Consider the following 17,993-nt stretch of genomic DNA (forward strand, 5'->3'; position numbering starts at 1 on the left):
CCCCCTTCCCGCCGCATCCCCCGCCCGTAACCTTCCGACCCCTTCCGACCCCTTCCGACACCGGAGCCGACCATGCACCTCGACCACCGGGACACCTATCCCGAGCGCTACGCCTACGGCACCCCCGTCGAGCGTCCCGACGGCACCCGCCGCGCCCTGCGGGTGGGCCTCGGCGGCCCGGTCGGCTCCGGCAAGACCGCCACCGTCGCCGCGCTCTGCCGCCACCTGCGCGACGAGCTGTCCATCGCGGTGGTCACCAACGACATCTACACCCGTGAGGACGCCGAATTCCTGCTGCGCAACGCCGTCCTGCCCCCCGAGCGGATCAGCGCCGTGGAGACCGGCGCCTGCCCGCACACCGCGATCCGTGACGACATCTCGGCCAACCTCGAAGCCGTCGAGGACCTGGAGGACACGGTCGGCCCGCTCGATCTCGTCCTGGTCGAGTCGGGCGGCGACAACCTCACGGCCACGTTCTCCAAGGGCCTGGTGGACGCTCAGATCTTCGTCATCGACGTCGCGGGCGGCGACAAGATCCCACGCAAAGGGCGGGCCCGGCGTGACCACCTCAGACCTGCTCGTCATCAACAAGACCGACCTCGCTCCGCTGGTCGGCGCCGACCTCGCGGTCATGGCCCGCGACGCCAGGACCCAGCGCGGCGACCTCCCGGTCGTCTTCACCGCGCTGACCACGGAGGGCGGCATCGGTCCGGTCTCCGACTGGATCCTCGCGCGGCTTGCCGCATGGACCGCGGCCACACGATGACGACCGCGACGACGACTGGGGTGACGACCGCGACGACGACTGGGGTGACGACCGCGACGACGGCCGGGGTGACGACCGCGACGACGGCCGGGGTGACGACAGGGGTGACGGCCGGCACCGGAGTCCGCGCCGCCGCGCGGATCGTCGCGGTCCCGGACGGCCGTGGCGGCACCGCTCTGCCGGTGCTCGCCGGCGACGGCCCGATCGCCCTGCGCCGCACCCGCGGTATCGGATCGCAGGCCGCCGTCACCGTCATCGGGGCGATGAGCGCACCGCTCGGCGGCGACCGGCTGTGCCTGACCGCCGAGGTCGCGGCCGGAGCGGCGCTGCGGGTCGGGAGCGCGGCCGCCACCAGGCCCCGGCGCCCCCGGCTGGGACGGCCCCGCCGTGCTGCACCACCACCGGTCCGTGGGCCAGCTGCTGGTCGTGGACCCGCGCTGGGCCGGCGACCCGCCGGCCGCGGCCGTCCTGGCAGACGGCCAGGCCGTGCTCACCCCGCTGACCGGACCCGCGGTCCTGGTCACGGCCGTCGCCCCGGACGCGTTGCGGCTGCGCCGCCTGCTGGAAGCCGTTTGCCCGGACCGCGAACGGCCGTGAGGCATCAGTCCGGGTGGCGCGCTAGCGTGGCCCGGTGACTACTTCGACCAACACCAACTCCCCAGGGCGCAGCGGCTCGACGCGGACCACCGAAGCCGAGCCCGACCAGGTCGGCCGGGTGCGCACCTCCTACGCCCCGGATCACGACGGCGACCCGGACCCCGGCGAGATCGTCTGGACCTGGGTCCCGTTCGAGGAGAACGACGGCAGGGGCAAGGACCGTCCGGTGCTCGTCGTGGCCCGCGAGGGGACCGGCACCCTCCTGGCGGTCCAGCTGTCGAGCAAGCGGCATGATGACGACCGTGAATGGGCGCCCATCGGCGTCGGCCCGTGGGACGCGGCCGGCCGGGAGTCCTGGGTGAACCTGGACCGCGTACTGCGCGTGCATCCCGACGGCATGCGCCGCGAGGCGTGCGCGCTGGACCGTCCGCGCTTCGACCGCGTGGTGGGGCGGCTGACGGAGCGGTACGGATGGAGTTGACCCGCAGGGGATGAACAGCACTCTTACGCGTTGAGCAGTTCCATCAGCAGTGCGGCCGGCCGGCCGGGGTCGCTCCGGTGCAGCGACTCCGTACGGTGCACCAGCCGCGGAGCGGACAGCGGCACCCCGCCGGCACCGGCGACCGACGCCGGCAGCAGCGCCAGCCCGTGCCCGGCCCGTGCGAGCGCGAGCACGGCGCGCACATCCGTGCCGTCGTAGCGCGGTCCGGTACGGAAGCCGCTCCCGCCCGCCGCCCGCAGCTCGCTCAGCGGAATCGCCGCGTCCGGGGCGTCCAGCCACAACGCGTCGACCAGGTCGGTCAGCCGCAGTCCGTCCCGGGCGGCCAGCGGATGGCCGTCGGGAAGCAGCACGGCCAGCGGCTCCTCACCGACGCCGGTCGTGTGCAGTGGACCGGCGTCGGGCAGCCGCAGCGGATCGCTGGGCGCCGCGGCGCCGTCCACGAGGCCGAGATCGAGGTCACCGCCCGCCACCCCGGCGACGACCGCGGCGCGCTCCAGCAGCCGTACCGTCACCTCGACGCGCGGCGCCGCGGTCCGCAACCGGGCCAGCGCCAACGCCGTACGGTCACCGAACGCCAGCGGGGACGCGCCGAGCACCAGACGCGCGGCAGGGGAGTGCGCCGCGCGCACCACCTCGGCACGGGCCGCCGCCATCCGCAGCAGCAGCGGGCCCGCGTGCTCCAGCAGCCGGCTTCCCGCCTCGGTGGGCGCGACCGGCCGGCGGCCCAGCAACTCCACCCCGAGATCCGACTCCAGGGCGGCGATGTGCTGCGAGACGGCGGACTGGGTGTAGCCCAGTTCCCGTGCCGCGGTGTCCCGTCTCATTTGATCTTGCCTATGGGCGAGGCCGTGACCAGGGACGATGCAAGAGCCGGTGAGACGGGGCCTTGACGGATTCTCACCTCGTGTTGTCTCGCTGCAGCAAATCTCCGGGGACGTATCACTTGATGTTGTCGGTCACGTGGCTTGTAGGGTCCGGCCCGTCGGTGAGGGTGGAGGCCATGGCTGGTGGGTTGATCGGTTCGCGAGTCTTGATCACTACCGAGCCTGCTGATTAGCTGGCCGGCATGACTGAGCTCGGACCCGTCGCCTGGCCACCTGCCCCGATCAAGACCGAGCGGCTCGTGCTGCGTGAGCCCGACGCCCGGGACCGTGCGGCGTTCATCGAGCTGCTGGCGTCGCCAGAAGTGCACACCTATCTCGGCGGCCCGCGCCCGCGTGACGAGCTTGAGCGCGAGATGCCCGAGGTGCCCGAGCGGTGGCCCGGGAGTTTCGTCGTTAATCTCGACGGGGCGATGATCGGCCAGATCCTGCTCAGGAGAGCATCGGCGGACCACCGCCCGGCTGCTGTGGGGAAGGCCGATCTCGGTTACCTGTTCCTGCCGCAGGCGTGGGGATTCGGGTATGCGGCCGAGGCGTGCGGGGCGGCACTTGACTGGTTCGACGGCGTCCTTCCCGGCGAGCCGGTGGTGCTCGCCACCCAGACTGCCAACGTCGGCTCGATGCGCCTCGCGGCAAAGCTGGGGTTCACCGAGGTAGAGCGGTTCCAGGCTTGGGGCGCCGAGCAGTGGCTTGGCCTGCGGTCCCCCGTCACGCCGTCCGATTGAGTTCGTGCTCGACGGCGCGGATCGGCAACTCGACCGCCTCAGGAAACGCTGTCCATTCTCGTGGACGATGCCAGTCAGCTGTTTTCGACGGCTGTGCGCCGGCGGAAGGCAGCTTGTCGGCATCGGTGTGAGCAGTAGCGGGCATCGCGCCGTCGGTCGTTGCCGGGTGTCCAGGTGACGCCGCAGGCCGGGCACTCCCTTTTCTCCAGGCGGGAGGATGCCTCTCGGAGTGTTCGCTCGTGTTGTTGCAGTCTCCAGTTGCGTGACCTGCATGCGGTTGAGCAGAACCGCATCCTCGGATTCTCGGCCTTCATATGGTTGCCGCAGTTGGCGCAACGGCCCGGATCCTCGGAGCCCGGGTCGAGAAACTCGTTGAGCCGACGGACGAGTTGCTCTGGTGTCTCCGGGTTGTGCGTCCGGGGCTCGTTGGGCATCGGCCATGGGTGGTTGGGGAGGGTTCGGTAGTAGCGCTCTTCCTCGATCCAGCGGACGAGCGGGTCAGCGACGCCGGCGGCTTCGTATCGGTAGCCGGGGGCGGCCCGTGCGCGGACTTCGCTGATGAACAGGCGGAAGTCCCGATCGTTGCCGGTGAAGGGCAGGCTGCGGAGTTGAGGGGAGGCCAGGAGGCCGGTGAGGGCGACGATGTCGGGATAGCTGCTGGCGATCAGCCGTGGGTCCTCGCGGAAGGTGCCTCCACCCGGAGGAATGAGGACCTTCAGTCTGCGGTCGCGCCGCTGGTGAAATCGGCGGCTGTCCCACCAGCGCCAGCACCAGGCGGTGGCCTGGCGCATGGCGATCACGACGGTCTGCCAGCCGTGTTCGCGGACCAGGCGGTGGTGGTCGCGCTGTGCCTGGAGGATCTCGGGTAGCCGGCGGAGGTCGAACTGCGCGTGGTAGGTGTCGGTCCAGCGGCCGTGGCGGAGGCAGAGCCGGGTGCTCTTGGGGACCCAGTGCCGGGCTTGGGCGAACACTCCCTTGGCTGCCAGGCAGAGCGTGCAGGCCGCTTGAACCTGCCACCCGTCATCGAGTAGTTGGCAGGACCTGGGCAGGTTGTTGGTGAGGCCAGGTGCCCGGAGATCGGGCAGGGCTTTCAGGAGCCGGTCGCGGGGGTGGCCCGACAGATTACTGATGGCGTCGAGCAACGGCAGCGGAGCGGGATGGATCCGGTGCTGATTGTTGATGTGCTCGTGGACGACGAGGTGGGAGATCCGGTTCACTGCCGCGAGCCGGCCAACGTAGGAGTCCCATGTCTCGCGGTGGAGCGGGGCGAGGGTGAGTGGGAGTCGCTGCAGTCGGGGCGGCGGCAGATGTCGGATCATGCCGCGTCTCCGGCCTCGCCACTCTCGTCACCGGAGGTGCGGGGGCTGTCGGACTGGGTGTTGTGGTCGACGGAGATGGATTGCAGCAGACGCCGGGTGATGCGTTCGCTGCCGTCGGCGATTGCGCTGATGGCGGCCGCGCGGATGAGGTGGGACAGGCTGCTGATGCTCCCGCCAGTGCGGGTGTAGAGATACTTTGCCAGCCGGACCAGGCTGCCGGGCTCGTGGTGGTGCAGCCGCAGCGAGTCCTCCATCAGCGCGATCATCGAACGCCATTCGGCCTGGTAGGGGAAGTTGCCGGTGTACTTCATCACGCAGCGGGCCGCGATCTGCTTGCCGCGGACCCCGGTGAAAAGGCCCTCGCGCTCGACGTTGATGCCGGCGTAGACGAACGTGGCGGGGATGTGCTCCGCGAAGTACTTGAGGTGGTCGGAGAGATCCTTGCCGGTGGACGTGGCCATGTTGATGTTGTGGATCTCGTCGACCAGGACCAGGTCGCAGCGGGCGTCGGTGAGGATCTCGCAGACCGCGTCCGCAATGTCCATCTCGTTATGCCGGGCCTTCATGGGCAGGCCCAGGAAGTGCGCAAAGCGGGTGGCGAGCTTGCGCGGGGAGCCGTTGGGCGGGGCTGAGACGTAGACGACCGGGATGCGGTCGTTGTCGGGGTAGCGCTGGCGTACTCGCAGTTCGTGGGCCCTGCCGAGCTGTTTGAGGGCAGTGGACTTGCCCGTCGCCCACGGGCCGGAGACGATCAGGCCTCGGCGGGCGCTGATTTCCCTGCGGTTGACCAGAGTCAGCAGCCGGCCCTGGTGGAGGACGTCGCGAACCGTCGGGGTTTCCACGATGATCAGCTCGGAGTGGTAGTTAACCCGGCCCTCGTCGTATTCGTCCCGGCCCTTGGGATCGAGGTCCTTCCACTGGTCTTCGGGCAGCAGGTCGAAGACGATCGGGTCCTCGTCGACGAAATGACGCCATCCCTCCAGTGTGGTCGTGGGCATCCGCCGGTCCTCGGGCAGCCCGAACTCATCCATGTTCACCACCACTTCCGTGCCTCCTTGCGTGCGTCGAAGACTTTCAGCGGGACGACATCAGCGACCGTGTTCTCCTCTTCGGCCTCTTCGTCGCCCCCGGGTTCCTCCGTCGGGTCGGCCTGCGGAGGCAGTGGGGGTTCGGGCCGCGGCCATGCGGGCTGGCTGGTGGCCTGGGTGCGGGCGACGACCTTGGGGCCGCGGCGCCGACTGCGTCGGCCCCGGCCCGGTTTGACCGGGCCCACCTCCTCGTCGGAGCCACTGGCTGCCCGGTCGAACAGGTCGCCAACGGCCCCGGCAATCGCGTCCTCGGTGACCTGTTCGCCCTGGTCCCGAAGGTCACGGGCAGTGTGGTCCCAGGCCAGCTCACCAAAGGGAGTGGCGGTGGTGGAAAGTAGCCTCCAGGGGACGGTGATCCACTGTCCGGTGCGATGGTTGCGGAGCCAGACGAGCCGGATGTCGTAGGGGTCGTGGCGGACCTCCCATCGGTTTTTCCGCTCCGCGATCCCGGACTTCTCCCGCCGCAGGTCGTTGAGTTCCTCGCAGTCATAGAGCCGGTGGTTGACCTTGATGCCGTAGGAGTTGATGGCCTGCCAGCGGGTCGGCAGCAGTTCCAGGTAGTCCTCCGCGGCCAGCGCGAGCGGCAGGAAGCCGGCCGTCTCCACGAGTGCGGCGTACTTCTCGTTCGGGGAGAACGTCCGCCCCGGGGCGAGCGGGTCACGTAGCGAGTCGTGGGGCCTGTTTTGCCACTTGGCGCTGATCCATTGTTCCAGCAGTTCCTGGAGCTGGTGCAGGGAGAACAGCGGCTCCTCCTCGACCTTGCTGCCCCGGTATTCCGTCGACCGTCCGGTGTAACCGGGGAGGAACTGGGCGAACAGCGAGGCTGCTGAGCCCAGTGTTCTTTCGATGTGGGGCTTGTGAGTCGGGGTGCGGGGCGGGGCGTGGATCACCTCGGTGCCAAACGCGTTGCAGGCGGCATGGAAGTTCTTCGACAAGAACGCTTTGCCGCCGTCGACCACGACCGTTTCCGGGATGATCAGCGGGACCGCGGCAGCGTGCCGCAGCCGTTCGTCCACCGACAGCAGCCGCTCGTAGGGCAGCGCCGAGTGCTCCATCCGCAGAGCTTCCGGCCAGCCCGGCCGCATCGGTGCCGGGGTCACCGACCGGGCCAGCAGCAAAGCGGCGTCCACCGACTTCGTGGTCGGCCGCAGCACCGCGGCGGTGATGGTCCGCGTCGCGACGTCGACCATGCCGACCAGTTCGCACCGGTCCACGATGCCGTTCTCCAGCCGGACCAGCACGTCGAACGGGGTGGAGTCGATCTCCATCAGTTCGCCCGGTCGGCAGACGGTGACCTGGTCGAAGACGCCGTCGGGCTGGTTGGCCAGTGAGCGGCGGGTGCGGGCTGAGCCGGTCGTGTGGCGCCCGGCCTCCAGCCGGTTGAACAGGCGGTAGAAGGTTGCCCGCGAGGGCATCTCGACCGGCGGTCCCTCCACTTTTTTTATCACCTGGCCAACGCGCTCGAAGTAGTAGCTGATGGTGCGAGTCGAGCCGTCGGTGGCCTGCTCCATGAGCCGTCGCAGGACTTCCACGATCTGCGGATCGACCTGACCCAGAACTTGGCGGCGTGGAGCCTGGCGGCCGTCAACCATCCCCATCACTCCGCGTTTTTGGTAGCGGCGGCGGCGCCAACGGATGGTGTGCGGGCTGACGAACCTGCCGGTTTCTGCAGTGAGTTCGGCGGCCTTGGCCGCCTCGCGCTCGGCCAGGTTCCGGATCGCCGGATCGTACTCAGGCCGCGGCATCGCGCCCGCCGAGGCGTCCGGCGGCAGGCCGGTAAGTACTTCGCTCATGTGCTGGTGCCACCACAGAGCCCGCTCGGCTTCGCCGGGCGGCAACCCGTCCAGCAGGCCGGGCGGGAGCCGGCGGACTCCACCCGAGCCGATCACCTCGAACCCCGGTGAGGTCATCAACGTCGGCAGATGCATCGCACTGGACTGCCCGTGTTCGTCGGCCAGCCGCACCAGGACGCCGGAGAGACCGACCACAGTGTGCACCTTGCCGTCGAACCGCACCCGGTCACCCGGACTGACCACCAGCGGAAGCCTCACCGGGCCGTCACCGCCCGGCGAACCACGCTTCGCGGCCCCAACAGCCCCGAGTCCAGATCAACTTCCAGCACCCGGCGCCAGAGCAGGTGATAAAGGACCGGCAACACCGCCAGCCGGTCACCGACCCGCTCGGCTCCGGCCAACAGACCCCCTGGCTCGGCGAATACCGCCGCCAACTCCGAGGCGGCGGGCTCCCGGTGGTTGCGTGGGTGCCGATAGCCGGCCAGCCATCTGGTGTTCGCCAGCAGCACCGCATCAATCGCCCCTACTCGGCGAAAGGCCCACCCGGCGAGCTCGCAGGCCCGCGCAGTCGCCGCGAACGCCTCCGCATCGTCCGGCTCGATGTGCTCATCCGGACGGACATCCACCACCAGACCGCCCCCGTCATCAAGCCGAGCGAAGAAGTCCGGGACATGCCCCCGACGCCCTCGCCGCCCTGGCCAAAACAGCCGGAACGGCTGGCCGACCAAACCCGTGACCTGCGGATCGAAGTCCATCAGCATCGCGTGGTGCCGTTCCAGATGAGACTCACAGGACAGCTGCCTCGCCGTCGTAGCGGCCCAGTAGTCACGGGTCACGGACCGCTGCCCCTTGTAGGACTTGACCGTACGCACCGGCGACAGCTTTTCGAACCGCAGCGTCCAGCAGGCCGCCAGTGCCTCGCGACGGTGTACGCAGTCCTCATCGACGTACCCCACCTCGAACGCGGCCTGCCCCAGCTTTCCGACATCCAACGCCCCACCCCCGGATCAACCACACCGAACTGATCCGAGCAAAGCCGCCCTCAGGCATCGGCCGCCAGCGATACGAGCTCAAACCGCCCGAGAGAGGGAAGACCACATGAGAAGAACGAAGGTCAGCGGCAACGCAACCTGAGACGCACCCACCCGGCAGGCAACATCACATGAGACCGGCGGCGTGCCTCAACGCGGCAGCGATAACGTCACCCGAGACCAGCGCCGAATCCACCAAGGTCACCTGAGACAACGAGAACATCTCGCGAGACGGGACACGCGGCGGAGAACGACGCGAGCCGGACGACGGCCGTGAAGGTACGCAGCAGATGCGGATCCATGTCCATCAGTATTGCTGATGGGCGGACCACTCTTCATCGTTGGACCTGATGCGGGAAGCGGCCCCAGGATGGTCGGCATGACCACAGCCCCTGCTCCGGCCGCACGCCTCGCCCTTGTTGGCGACCGCTCCCCATCCGTCCGCTCCCACCAGCGCGTCCCGGTACTGCTGGACGCACTGCGCGAACGCCACGGGCTTCTGGCCGACGCGTACTGGATCCCGACCGAGGAAGCCGCCCTGCCCGGTGCCGTATCCGCCTTCGACGCCGTCTGGCTGCTGCCGGGCAGCCCGTACCGCAGCGAGGCGGGCGCCCTGGCGGCGGTACGCACCGCCCGCGAGGACGGCATCCCGTTCCTCGGCACCTGCGGCGGCTTCCAGCACGCACTGCTGGAATTCGCCCGCACCGTCTGCGGCCTCAGCGACGCCCGCCACGCGGAGAACAACCCCGACGGTGACGGCGACCTGCTCATCGCCCCGCTCGCCTGCTCGCTCGTCGGCCACGAGGGGACGCTGAACACGACGCCCGGCACACTCGCCGAACGGCTGCTCGGCAGCCGGGAGACGCACGAGCGCTTCCACTGCGACTACGGCCCGGTGACCGCGCTGATCCCGCAACTGCACGAGCACGGGCTGCGGTTCACCGGACACGACACCGAAGGGCAGCCGAGAATCGCCGAACTGCCCGGTCACCCCTTCTACCTGGCCACGCTCTTCCAGCCGGAGCTCGCGGGGGACGGTACGGTTCCGCATCCCTACATCCGGGGGCTCGCCGAGGCGGCCGTCTCGCACGCAACGTCACGCCTTGGTAAAGAAACGCCGGTGTGATCTGTTCACAACCACCTCACAGGAGAAAGGATTCCCCGAAACCTGTGATCACCGCGGCCACAAGCCGCGGATCAGTAGGGGGAGGAAAATTCCTTGAGACGCACTGTTGTGCTCGTCTCCACCGGCGCCCTCGTAGCGGGCGTCATAGCCGCCGCTCCGGCGGCCACCGCCGGAACCCAGCGGCCTACCGGCCAGCACCAGCCGAGCGGACTCGCCGAGTCCATCGGCGTGCAGATCGCGGCGGCCCGTGCCGCCGAGAAGGGCATCGACTGGGCCGCGTGTCCGGCCGACTGGGGCTTCGCAGCCCCCATCCAATGCGGCTACGTCACCGTCCCGGTGGACTACGCGAAGCCGTTCGGCAAGACCATCAAGATCGCGCTCGACCGGATCGGCAACACCGGCACCCCGGCCGAGCGCCAGGGCGCACTGATCTACAACCCGGGCGGCCCCGGCGGCTCGGGCATGAGGTTCCCGCGGCGGGTCACGACCAAAGCCCCGCTATGGGTCAACACCTCCAAGGTGTACGACTTCGTGGGCTTCGACCCGCGCGGCGTCGGCCACTCGGCACCGATCTCCTGCCAGGACCCGCAGGAGTTCGTGAAGGCGCCGAAGGCCGACCCGGTGCCCGACAGCCAGGCGGACAAGAACGCGCAGCGCAAGCTCGCCGCCGAATACGCCCGTGGCTGTGTGGAGCGCTCCGGCGCGCAGATGATTTCGCAGATGACGACGGCCAACACGGCCCGCGACATCGACGTGATGCGTGCCGCGCTCCATGAGAAGAAGCTCAACTACCTGGGCGTCTCCTACGGCACCTACCTGGGCGCCGTGTACGCCACGCTCTTCCCGACCCATGTGCGCCGCATGATCGTGGACAGTGTGGTCAACCCGGACGAGGACCAGATCTGGTACCAGAACAACCTGGACCAGGATGTGGCCTTCCAGGGCCGCTGGGACGACTGGAAGGCGTGGGTCGCCAAGTACGACTCCGTCTACCACATCGGTGACACCCCGGCGAAGGTCCAGGCACAGTGGGAGGCCCTGCGCGCGGCCGCCAAGACGAACCCGGTCGGCGGAGTCGTCGGCCCGGCCGAGCTGCTCGGCTTCTTCCAGAGCGCGGCGTACTACGACTCGTCGTGGGCGAACGTGGCCGGTGTGTGGAGCAAGTACCGTGCGGGTGACACGAAGGCGCTCGTCGCCGCGGCGGGACCGGACCTGTCCAACACCGCCGGCAACATCACGTCGGAGAACGGCAACGCCGTATACACCGCGGTGGAGTGCACCGACTCCAAGTGGCCGACGAGCTGGAAGAAGTGGGACCGCGACAACACGGCCCTGCACAAGAACTACCCGTTCCTGACCTGGTCCAACGCCTGGATGAACCTGCCGTGCGCCACCTGGGGCGTCAAGCAGCAGACTCCGGTCGATGTGAAGTCGCACCGCGGGCTGCCCGATGTCCTCATCGTGCAGAGCACCCGTGACGCGGCCACCCCGTACTCCGGTGCGGTCGAGCTGCACCAGCGCCTTCACGGCTCGCAGCTCATCACGGAGGACGGCGCCGGATCGCACGGCGTCACCGGCCTGGTCAACCCGTGCATCAACAGCCGGGTGGACGACTACCTGATCAACGGCAAGCTCGACGGCCACGACGTCGTGTGCACTCCGCACGCGGTGCCGGTGCCCGCCGCCGCTTCCTAGTCACCGCACCACCGCACCACCGCACCACCGCTCAGCCGTAACCGCCGCCGGCCCCGGAAGCAGCTGCTTCCGGGGCCGGCGGTCGTGGAGCGGTGCACCGCCACCCGGCTGTCGCTGGGGACCCCGCCGGACCAGGTAACTTGGCGGGATCATCCAGGCGAGGCGAGGAAACACCCATGGCGAAGCTCAATGGCAAGATCAAGTGGTTCAACCCGGGCAAGGGGTTCGGCTTCATCACCCCGGCCGACGGCGGGGCTGACGTCTTCGTCCACGGCAAGAACATCGAGGGAACCGTCGCGGACGACAAAGCGGTGGAGTACGAGATCGCTGAGGGCCCCAAGGGCCAGCACGCGGTGAACGTCAAGGTCGTCTAGCCGCCGAGGTCGGGTCCGCCTACAGGATCGCGAACAGTACGGCGGTGGCCGCGCCGAGCGAGGCGCCGGCCACGGTCTGCGCGACCGAGTGATAGGTGAGCGCGACACGGGACCAGCACACGGCGGCGACCAGGGTGTACGCGAGGAGCCACCAGGGGGAGTGGACGACGGCGAGCATCGCTACGACGCCGGAGGCCACGGACGCGTCCACGCTGATCTTCCAGACCGTGTTCACGGTCAGCAGCACGATGGTGATCACCCACATGGAAAGCATCGCGATGAGGATGTCGGTCGGCGCGTGGGCCAGGAGCATCACCGCTGAACCGATTCCGATGGAGCCGAGGATGACGGCGAAGATCGGGGCGCGCTGTCTGCGGTCCACGACATGCCGGTCGCCCCACGTGCCGCGCTTGCGCTCCCACTCGATGTAGGCGGCCGGGATGATCCCGGCGCACAGCGCGGCGAACAGACCCCAGGCCGCACCCCGCACACTGCCCGCCGCGGCGGCGCCGACGCCGACCAGGCCGACGAGCAGGACATTGCGGGGCTGGAGGACGTTGGTGACCGCGCGAGCGGTGGTGTTCGCCCTCATACGGGAAGCTCCACGGATGCTGCAGGCTGCGGCACGGCCGGCGCCATGGCTCCGGCGGTGGGGGATTCGGTCAAGTTGCGCACCAGGTCAGCGTAGAGCCACGCCAGTTGGCCGGAACGAGCGGGATGATCGGTGTGCCGGCGGATGCTGATAGATGACGGATTCCGCGGAGCGGCGGCGGTCGTAGTGTCTCGATCAGCAGCAGGAACCGGCACCGGCAACCGGCACAAGGGACCTGCGGCAACCGGAGCAACGTCACCACTCACCACTGACTACTGGAGGATCGATGTCCACCTACGCCGTCGCCTATGTCCGCAAGGTCGTCAACCCGAGCCCGGAGATCGCCGAATACCTGCGCCGGGTCTCCGACACGATGGATCCCTTCGGCGGCCGCTTCCTCGTGCACGACGGGGAGCGGGAGGTCCTGGAGGGTACCTGGCCCGGCGGCCTGATCATCATCGAGTTCCCCGACCGGGCCAAGGCCCGCGCCTGGTACGACTCGGAGGCATACCGGGCGATCCTCCCGTTCAGAACCGACCACATCGAGATGGACGTCATCTTCGCCGACGGTGTGCCAGAGGGATACCGGGCCAGTGAGGCGCTCGCCAAACTGCCCTTCTAGGCCCGGGCACCCGTCCCGAAGGCCGCCGCCGGTCACTCGGGCCGGGCCTGCACCTCCGGTCCGCCACCGCGCCAGTCGATGAGCGGGTGGTCCTGGAGCTCGATATCGTCCAGGCCGGCCCGGCGAAGGAATTCCACGACGTCCGGGAGCGAGTACGCGCGGCCGACCGGTGTGCCGCCGATCGTCACCCGCCGTGAGCCGTTCTCCAGCGGATATACGACGACCTGCTGTGTCTCTGGGTCCATACCCCCAGGCTCCGCGACCGCGCGGTCCGGCGCATCTCTTGTGCGGAAGTCTCCTCAACTGCCGGTGAGGCTCCGGCGACGGACCTTGAGGGCCGGGCGGGCGCGCTCAGCTCGCGTCGTCGCGGATCCGGATGAACCGTACGGCCGGCTGGCGTCCGGTACGGACCCGGACCTCGACCAGGGGGCCGTTCCGCACCGGGTGGAGGGGCATGCCGTCCCCGGCCCGGGCCGTCGGGCCGAGGAGTCCCCCGACCGCTTCGGCGATCCGCCGGGCGGAGACGGGGTCGAGGCGGGGCGAGGTCTGCGCGCGGGTCTCGTCGTCGAACTCGACCATCACCGAGAGGGGGCGCCGTACGGGGCCGAGCACGGCGACAAGCCGGGCATCGACGGTTTCGCTGTGCCGGACCTTGACCCACCCCTTCTGCTCACCGGGCCGGTACGCGGAGTCGAGTGCCTTGCACACCAGTCCCTCGACGCCCAGCGGGACGAGGGTCTCGTACCACTCGAGGGCCTGGGCGCGGTCGGTGGTCGCCAGCACGGTCTGCACGGGCGGCGCCATCTCGCGCAGAGCGGTGCGCAGCAGCTGCCAGCGGTCGGTGAGCGGCAGGTCCCGGATGTCGCTGCCGGGGATGGCGAGGCAGTCGAAGGCGACGTACGCCACCGCGACGTCCGCCGCGCGACGCTGCGCGTCGGGACGGAGGAGCTCCTCGAAGGCGAACTTTCCGTCGGCCCACGCGCAGATCTCGCCGTCGAGGACGAGCCCGGCCGGGAGCTCACGCGTGAGGTCGGCGGCGAGACCGGGGAAGTCGGCGGCGATGTCGCGGCCCGAGCGGGTCTGCAGGACCGTGCGGTCGCCGAGGGCGAACGCGATCGCACGGAAGCCGTCCAGTTTCGGGCTGTACTGCACCCCGCCGGCCAGCGCGTCCGCTGCGGGGACCTCCGTCGCTGTGCGGGGGCGCATGACATCGACCGGAGGCCGGAGGACGACCGGATCGGAGCCGGTCACGGGAGCCGCTTCATGAGGGCAGTGTCCCGGCCTGGTCGCGGTTCAGGAGCGGGGCGAGCAGATCCCCGTGCGCGGTCACGCGGTCGGGGACGTCATCGATGGTGAAGGAGAGCTGCGTGGGTTCGCCGCACTCCTCGATCTCGTCCCAGGAGACGGGCGTGGACACGGTGGGAGTGGCGCGGGCGCGGACGGTGTACGGGGCGGCGGTGGTCTTGGCCGCCGCGTTCTGCGACCAGTCGATGAAGATCTTCTCGGCGCGCAGTGTCCTGCTCATCTTGGACACCACCAGGTCGGGATGGTCCCCCTCCAGCTCCCGCGCGAGCGCCTTGGCGTAAGCCGATGCCTGCTCGGGCGACGCGCCGGTCAGTGACGCGTACACGTGCAGGCCCTTGGAGCCGGTCGTCTTCGCCCACGATTCGAGGCCGTCGGCGCGCATCCGTTCGCGCAGCAGGAGCGCGACGCGGCAGCAGTCGACGATGGTGCGGTCCTCGCCGGGGTCCAGGTCCAGGACGAGCCGGTCCGCAATCCCGGGGCGGGCGGCCTTCCACTGCGGGACGTGGAGTTCGATGCACGCCAGGTTCGCGGCCCATACGAGGGTGGCGAGGTCGTTGATCTGGACCTGTTCCATCTCTTCGTGGTGGGCGAGTTCCGTTACCGCGGTCGTCACCCAGGTGGGCGTACCCGCCGGCGGCCGTTTGGCGAAGAACGACTTCCCGTCCACCCCGTTGGGTGCGCGCAGGAAGGATACGGGGCGGCCGTGCACGTGTGGCAGCAGGACGGGGGCGATGGTGGCGTAGTAGTGCACCAGTTGGCCCTTTACCGTGCCGGCCTGCGGATACAGGATCCGGTCCAGGTGGGTGAGGGTCAGCCGGCGGCCCTCGATTTCCGTGATCGGCATATCATGGAATCTCTCACATTTAGGGACAAAATGATGAGGTCACTCTGGACCGGCACTCTGTCATTCGGCCTCGTCGCCGTACCCGTGAAACTCGGCTCCGCCGTCAGCAGCCACAAGGTCGGCTTCCGGCAGATCCATACAGCGGACCACGGACGGGTGCGGCTGCAAAAGGTCTGCGCGATCGATGAGCAGATCCTCACCCCGGCCGAGATCGGCCGGGCGTACGAGGCGGCCGACGACGAGCTCATCGAGATCTCCGACGACGAGATGAAGGCCCTGCCGCTCCCGACGGCCAAGACCATCGAGGTCAGCGGCTTCCTCGACGCCGCCAGTGTCGACTTCCTGCAGCTCGACACCCCGTACTTCCTCGCCCCGGGCAACGCGGGCGCCAACAAGGCCTATGTGCTGATGCGCGAGGCGCTCCAGCGGTCGGGGAAGGCGGCCGTCGGCAAACTCGCGATGCACAACAGCGAGCACCTCGCCCTCGTCCGCGCCCACGACGACGTACTGGTCCTCCAGACCCTGCGCTGGCCCGACGAGGTCAAGCCGACGTCCGAAGCCGCCCCCACCGGCAAAGTCACCGTCACCGACGCCGAACTCGAGCTCGCCGACACCCTGATCAACGCCCTCGGCGACGCCGACCTCAGCGAATACACCGACGACTACGCCGAAGCCGTCCAGGCCCTCGTCGCCGCGAAGATCGACGGCGGGACTCCGGCCGCGGCCGGCGGGACCACGGGCGGCGGCGGGCAGGTCGTCGACCTCATGGCCGCCCTGGAGGCCAGCGTCGCCCAGGCCAGGGGCGCCCGTGCCGACAACGCCACCGATGCCACTGTCACCCCCATCAAGAAGCCGGCGAAGAAGACCGCCAAGCGCGCGGCCCCGGCGCAGAAGGCGGCCTCCGCCGCCGACAAGGCGTCCGATTCCGGGCGCGGCGGCGGTCCGGCCCCGAAGAGCACCGACACCAAGAAGTCCACCGCGAAGGCGGCCACAGCGAAGGCGTCCACCGCGAAGAAGACCACAGCGAAAAAGACCGCGGCCGCCGAGCCGGCGAAGAAGACCACCGCGAAGACCGCCGCCAGGACCCCGGCGAAAACCGCGGCGAAGACAGCGACGGGCAAGAGCAGGCGGACCGGCTGAAACGGTCTCCGCCGCGCATCCGGGTCCTGTGCGGCCGATACTGGTCAGGTGGACAGTGGTCGTACGGCAACCGCGCCCTCCGGCGTGATCGACGAGGCGGTCCAGTGCCTGCCCGCGCCCGCCCTGCGGCCCTTCATCGCCGGGTACTGCGGATACCGGCAGGACGGCGTCCCGCCCACGCGGCATCGCGGCATGCCGTCGCCCTTCCTGACCCTGATCTTCACCCTCGACGATCCGCTGACCGTGGAGATCCATCCCGATCCGCGGCAGGCACCGGGCCGCTACGACGCACTCCTCGGCGGCCTGCACACCACCTCCGCGCTGATCACCCATGGGGGACGGCAGTCCGGAATCCAGGTGGCGCTCAGCCCGCTCGGCGCTCGCGCCCTGCTGCATCTGCCCGCCGGCGAGCTGGCCAACGCCGACATCCCGGCGGACGCGGTGATGGGACGGCTCGCCGACGAGGTGCGGGCCCGGCTGCGCGACGCACCGGACTGGCCGCGGCGGTTCGCCGTCCTGGACCGCGTCCTGTGGCGGTACGCGCGCCCCGACGCCGCCGTTCCGCCGCAAGTCACCCGCGCCTGGCACCTGTTGCTGCGATCCGGCGGCGCCCTGCCTGCGTCGGCGCTCGCCGAGGACGTGGGCTGGAGCGGCCGGCATCTGGCCGGTGTGTTCCACACCGAGATCGGGCTGAGCCCCAAAGCGGCGGCCCGGGTCATCCGTTTCGACCGTGCCCGCCGTCTGCTGGTCGAGCGCGCCTGCGGCCGGGGCCGGAACGGCTCGCAGGTCCATGATGGTCGGCACGGTCCTGATGGTCGGCACGGTCCTGAGGGTCGGCACGGTCCTGAGGGTTCCAACGGACTGGCGGATCTCGCGGTGGAATGCGGCTACTTCGACCAGGCACATCTCGCACGCGAGTTCCGGTCCCTCGCCGGATGTGCCCCCAGCCGCTGGCTGGCCGAGGAGTTCCGAAACGTCCAAGCCTTCACCGGGTCGCCGGCAACAGACTGGATGGCACAAGAGGATGACAAGGCCATCGAGCACTGAAATCGAGCACTGAAACGGCTCGGGCCACAGCACCGACCGAGGAGGTCCGGCCCGCATGGATACCAGCGATGCCGCGGACGACATGACACCCGCACCCCAAGTGTGGCCCAGCCTGCGCGCCCGCGAGGCCCGCCCGCTGATCCGCTTCCTTGTCGAGGCGTTCGGCTTCGAGGAGACCGTCGTCTACGGCGAAGGCGACCGCGTCGACCACGCTCAGCTCTCCTGGCCGCCTGGTGGCGGAGTCATGCTCGGCAGCGCGCGCGAGGAGGACGCGGATGACGACTGCGCCCTGGCGCCGGGCAGCTTCGGCGCCTACGTCGTGACCGACGATCCCGACGCGCTGTGCGCCCGCGCCAAGGCGGCGGGCGCCGAGATCATCAGGGAACTGACCGACACCGACTACGGCTCACGCGACTTCGCCGCCCGCGACCCCGAGGGCAACCGGTGGTTCTTCGGCACCTACCGCGGCGAACCGCGCAAGGCGGGCGGCACGGCCTGAACGAGACGGGGCCGACGGGGGAGGAGGGTTGGGGCAACGCCCGACAC

General features: G+C 69.7%; 18 protein-coding genes and 2 pseudogenes. 11 read left to right on the top strand and 9 right to left on the bottom strand.

Annotated elements, in window-relative coordinates:
• Positions 1–72 precede the first annotated feature (72 nt).
• The 3 genes and pseudogenes from ureG (at position 73) to QMK24_RS11520 (ending at position 1,844) form a co-directional block, all read left to right on the top strand.
• A pseudogene (gene ureG, locus QMK24_RS11510) lies at positions 73–766 on the top strand (urease accessory protein UreG).
• Between the two features lie 104 nt (positions 767–870).
• Positions 871–1,363: pseudogene (locus tag QMK24_RS11515) on the top strand (hypothetical protein).
• 34 nt (positions 1,364–1,397) lie between these two features.
• Positions 1,398–1,844, top strand: a complete 447-nt coding sequence (locus QMK24_RS11520; RefSeq protein ID WP_283465430.1) for a type II toxin-antitoxin system PemK/MazF family toxin — start codon at positions 1,398–1,400, stop codon at positions 1,842–1,844.
• A gap of 23 nt (positions 1,845–1,867) precedes the next feature.
• Here the strand turns inward: QMK24_RS11520 and QMK24_RS11525 are convergent, their stop codons facing one another.
• The gene (locus QMK24_RS11525) at positions 1,868–2,689 is read right to left on the bottom strand and encodes a LysR family transcriptional regulator (protein WP_283465431.1); all 822 of its coding nucleotides are present in this window, start codon (positions 2,687–2,689) and stop codon (positions 1,868–1,870) included.
• Positions 2,690–2,931: 242 nt separating this feature from the next.
• Between QMK24_RS11525 and QMK24_RS11530 the strand changes: the two genes are divergently transcribed.
• Positions 2,932–3,471, top strand: a complete 540-nt coding sequence (locus QMK24_RS11530; RefSeq protein ID WP_283465433.1) for a GNAT family N-acetyltransferase — start codon at positions 2,932–2,934, stop codon at positions 3,469–3,471.
• A gap of 74 nt (positions 3,472–3,545) precedes the next feature.
• Here the strand turns inward: QMK24_RS11530 and QMK24_RS11535 are convergent, their stop codons facing one another.
• From QMK24_RS11535 to QMK24_RS11550, 4 genes are read right to left on the bottom strand one after another with little or no spacing between them, the layout of a single operon-like run.
• On the bottom strand, positions 3,546–4,790 hold the full coding sequence (locus QMK24_RS11535; RefSeq protein ID WP_283465434.1) for a TniQ family protein: 1,245 nt from the start codon (positions 4,788–4,790) through the stop codon (positions 3,546–3,548).
• Positions 4,787–5,821 (bottom strand): ATP-binding protein, encoded by a 1,035-nt coding sequence (locus QMK24_RS11540; protein ID WP_283465652.1) that lies wholly within the window; start codon positions 5,819–5,821, stop codon positions 4,787–4,789. The genes QMK24_RS11535 and QMK24_RS11540 overlap by 4 nt, the downstream gene beginning before the upstream one ends.
• A gap of 2 nt (positions 5,822–5,823) precedes the next feature.
• Positions 5,824–7,929 carry a TnsB C-terminal domain-containing protein gene (locus tag QMK24_RS11545; RefSeq protein WP_283465436.1) on the bottom strand — a complete coding sequence of 702 codons (2,106 nt, stop codon included), beginning with the start codon at positions 7,927–7,929 and terminating at the stop codon, positions 5,824–5,826.
• On the bottom strand, positions 7,926–8,663 hold the full coding sequence (locus QMK24_RS11550) for a TnsA-like heteromeric transposase endonuclease subunit (protein ID WP_283465439.1): 738 nt from the start codon (positions 8,661–8,663) through the stop codon (positions 7,926–7,928). Before QMK24_RS11550 ends, QMK24_RS11545 begins: the two co-directional genes overlap by 4 nt.
• A 409-nt stretch (positions 8,664–9,072) precedes the next feature.
• On the opposite strand from QMK24_RS11550, the gene QMK24_RS11555 reads away from it, so the two are divergent.
• The 3 genes from QMK24_RS11555 (at position 9,073) to QMK24_RS11565 (ending at position 11,897) form a co-directional block, all read left to right on the top strand.
• Complete coding sequence (locus tag QMK24_RS11555) at positions 9,073–9,828, top strand: CTP synthase C-terminal region-related (seleno)protein (protein WP_502962444.1); 756 nt, start codon at positions 9,073–9,075, stop codon at positions 9,826–9,828.
• A 93-nt stretch (positions 9,829–9,921) separates the two neighbouring features.
• Positions 9,922–11,523, top strand: a complete 1,602-nt coding sequence (locus tag QMK24_RS11560) for an alpha/beta hydrolase (RefSeq protein ID WP_283465442.1) — start codon at positions 9,922–9,924, stop codon at positions 11,521–11,523.
• Positions 11,524–11,699: 176 nt separating this feature from the next.
• The gene (locus QMK24_RS11565; RefSeq protein WP_283465444.1) at positions 11,700–11,897 is read left to right on the top strand and encodes a cold-shock protein; all 198 of its coding nucleotides are present in this window, start codon (positions 11,700–11,702) and stop codon (positions 11,895–11,897) included.
• Positions 11,898–11,916: 19 nt separating this feature from the next.
• Here the strand turns inward: QMK24_RS11565 and QMK24_RS11570 are convergent, their stop codons facing one another.
• Positions 11,917–12,489 carry a phosphatase PAP2 family protein gene (locus QMK24_RS11570; protein ID WP_283465446.1) on the bottom strand — a complete coding sequence of 191 codons (573 nt, stop codon included), beginning with the start codon at positions 12,487–12,489 and terminating at the stop codon, positions 11,917–11,919.
• Positions 12,490–12,775: 286 nt separating this feature from the next.
• Here QMK24_RS11570 and QMK24_RS11575 point away from each other — a divergent pair, with 286 nt between their 5' ends.
• Entirely contained in the window at positions 12,776–13,111 is a 336-nt protein-coding gene (locus tag QMK24_RS11575; protein WP_283465447.1) for a DUF1330 domain-containing protein, read from the top strand.
• A gap of 32 nt (positions 13,112–13,143) precedes the next feature.
• Here QMK24_RS11575 and QMK24_RS11580 read toward each other — a convergent pair whose 3' ends face one another.
• From QMK24_RS11580 to ligD, 3 genes are all read right to left on the bottom strand, one after another.
• The gene (locus QMK24_RS11580) at positions 13,144–13,356 is read right to left on the bottom strand and encodes a hypothetical protein (RefSeq protein ID WP_283465448.1); all 213 of its coding nucleotides are present in this window, start codon (positions 13,354–13,356) and stop codon (positions 13,144–13,146) included.
• 106 nt (positions 13,357–13,462) lie between these two features.
• The gene (locus QMK24_RS11585; RefSeq protein ID WP_283465449.1) at positions 13,463–14,317 is read right to left on the bottom strand and encodes an ATP-dependent DNA ligase; all 855 of its coding nucleotides are present in this window, start codon (positions 14,315–14,317) and stop codon (positions 13,463–13,465) included.
• Between the two features lie 55 nt (positions 14,318–14,372).
• Positions 14,373–15,260, bottom strand: a complete 888-nt coding sequence (gene ligD / locus QMK24_RS11590; RefSeq protein WP_283465450.1) for a non-homologous end-joining DNA ligase — start codon at positions 15,258–15,260, stop codon at positions 14,373–14,375.
• A gap of 30 nt (positions 15,261–15,290) precedes the next feature.
• On the opposite strand from ligD, the gene ku reads away from it, so the two are divergent.
• The 3 genes from ku to QMK24_RS11605 are packed head-to-tail and all read left to right on the top strand — an operon-like array spanning position 15,291 to position 17,946.
• Positions 15,291–16,400: a non-homologous end joining protein Ku gene (gene ku, locus QMK24_RS11595; RefSeq protein WP_283465451.1), complete on the top strand. Its 1,110-nt coding sequence runs from the start codon at positions 15,291–15,293 to the stop codon at positions 16,398–16,400.
• A gap of 48 nt (positions 16,401–16,448) precedes the next feature.
• A complete protein-coding gene (locus QMK24_RS11600; protein WP_283465452.1) occupies positions 16,449–17,447 on the top strand; it encodes a helix-turn-helix domain-containing protein in 999 nt (332 codons plus the stop codon).
• A gap of 55 nt (positions 17,448–17,502) precedes the next feature.
• Positions 17,503–17,946, top strand: a complete 444-nt coding sequence (locus tag QMK24_RS11605; protein ID WP_283465453.1) for a VOC family protein — start codon at positions 17,503–17,505, stop codon at positions 17,944–17,946.
• Positions 17,947–17,993: the final 47 nt, after the last annotated feature.

This window comes from Streptomyces sp. PH10-H1 (genome assembly GCF_030063355.1).
GTDB lineage: Bacteria > Actinomycetota > Actinomycetes > Streptomycetales > Streptomycetaceae > Actinacidiphila.

Excerpts from the sequence above, each read along its gene's own strand:
- QMK24_RS11525 (WP_283465431.1), bottom strand. The coding sequence starts at position 2,689 with ATGAGACGGGACACCGCGGCACGGGAACTGGGCTACACCCAGTCCGCC.
- QMK24_RS11530 (WP_283465433.1), top strand. The coding sequence starts at position 2,932 with ATGACTGAGCTCGGACCCGTCGCCTGGCCACCTGCCCCGATCAAGACC.
- QMK24_RS11535 (WP_283465434.1), bottom strand. The coding sequence starts at position 4,790 with ATGATCCGACATCTGCCGCCGCCCCGACTGCAGCGACTCCCACTCACC.
- QMK24_RS11540 (WP_283465652.1), bottom strand. The coding sequence starts at position 5,821 with ATGGATGAGTTCGGGCTGCCCGAGGACCGGCGGATGCCCACGACCACA.
- QMK24_RS11555 (WP_502962444.1), top strand. The coding sequence starts at position 9,073 with ATGGTCGGCATGACCACAGCCCCTGCTCCGGCCGCACGCCTCGCCCTT.
- QMK24_RS11565 (WP_283465444.1), top strand. The coding sequence starts at position 11,700 with ATGGCGAAGCTCAATGGCAAGATCAAGTGGTTCAACCCGGGCAAGGGG.
- QMK24_RS11570 (WP_283465446.1), bottom strand. The coding sequence starts at position 12,489 with ATGAGGGCGAACACCACCGCTCGCGCGGTCACCAACGTCCTCCAGCCC.
- QMK24_RS11575 (WP_283465447.1), top strand. The coding sequence starts at position 12,776 with ATGTCCACCTACGCCGTCGCCTATGTCCGCAAGGTCGTCAACCCGAGC.
- QMK24_RS11580 (WP_283465448.1), bottom strand. The coding sequence starts at position 13,356 with ATGGACCCAGAGACACAGCAGGTCGTCGTATATCCGCTGGAGAACGGC.
- QMK24_RS11585 (WP_283465449.1), bottom strand. The coding sequence starts at position 14,317 with ATGCGCCCCCGCACAGCGACGGAGGTCCCCGCAGCGGACGCGCTGGCC.
- ligD (WP_283465450.1), bottom strand. The coding sequence starts at position 15,260 with ATGCCGATCACGGAAATCGAGGGCCGCCGGCTGACCCTCACCCACCTG.
- ku (WP_283465451.1), top strand. The coding sequence starts at position 15,291 with ATGATGAGGTCACTCTGGACCGGCACTCTGTCATTCGGCCTCGTCGCC.
- QMK24_RS11605 (WP_283465453.1), top strand. The coding sequence starts at position 17,503 with ATGGATACCAGCGATGCCGCGGACGACATGACACCCGCACCCCAAGTG.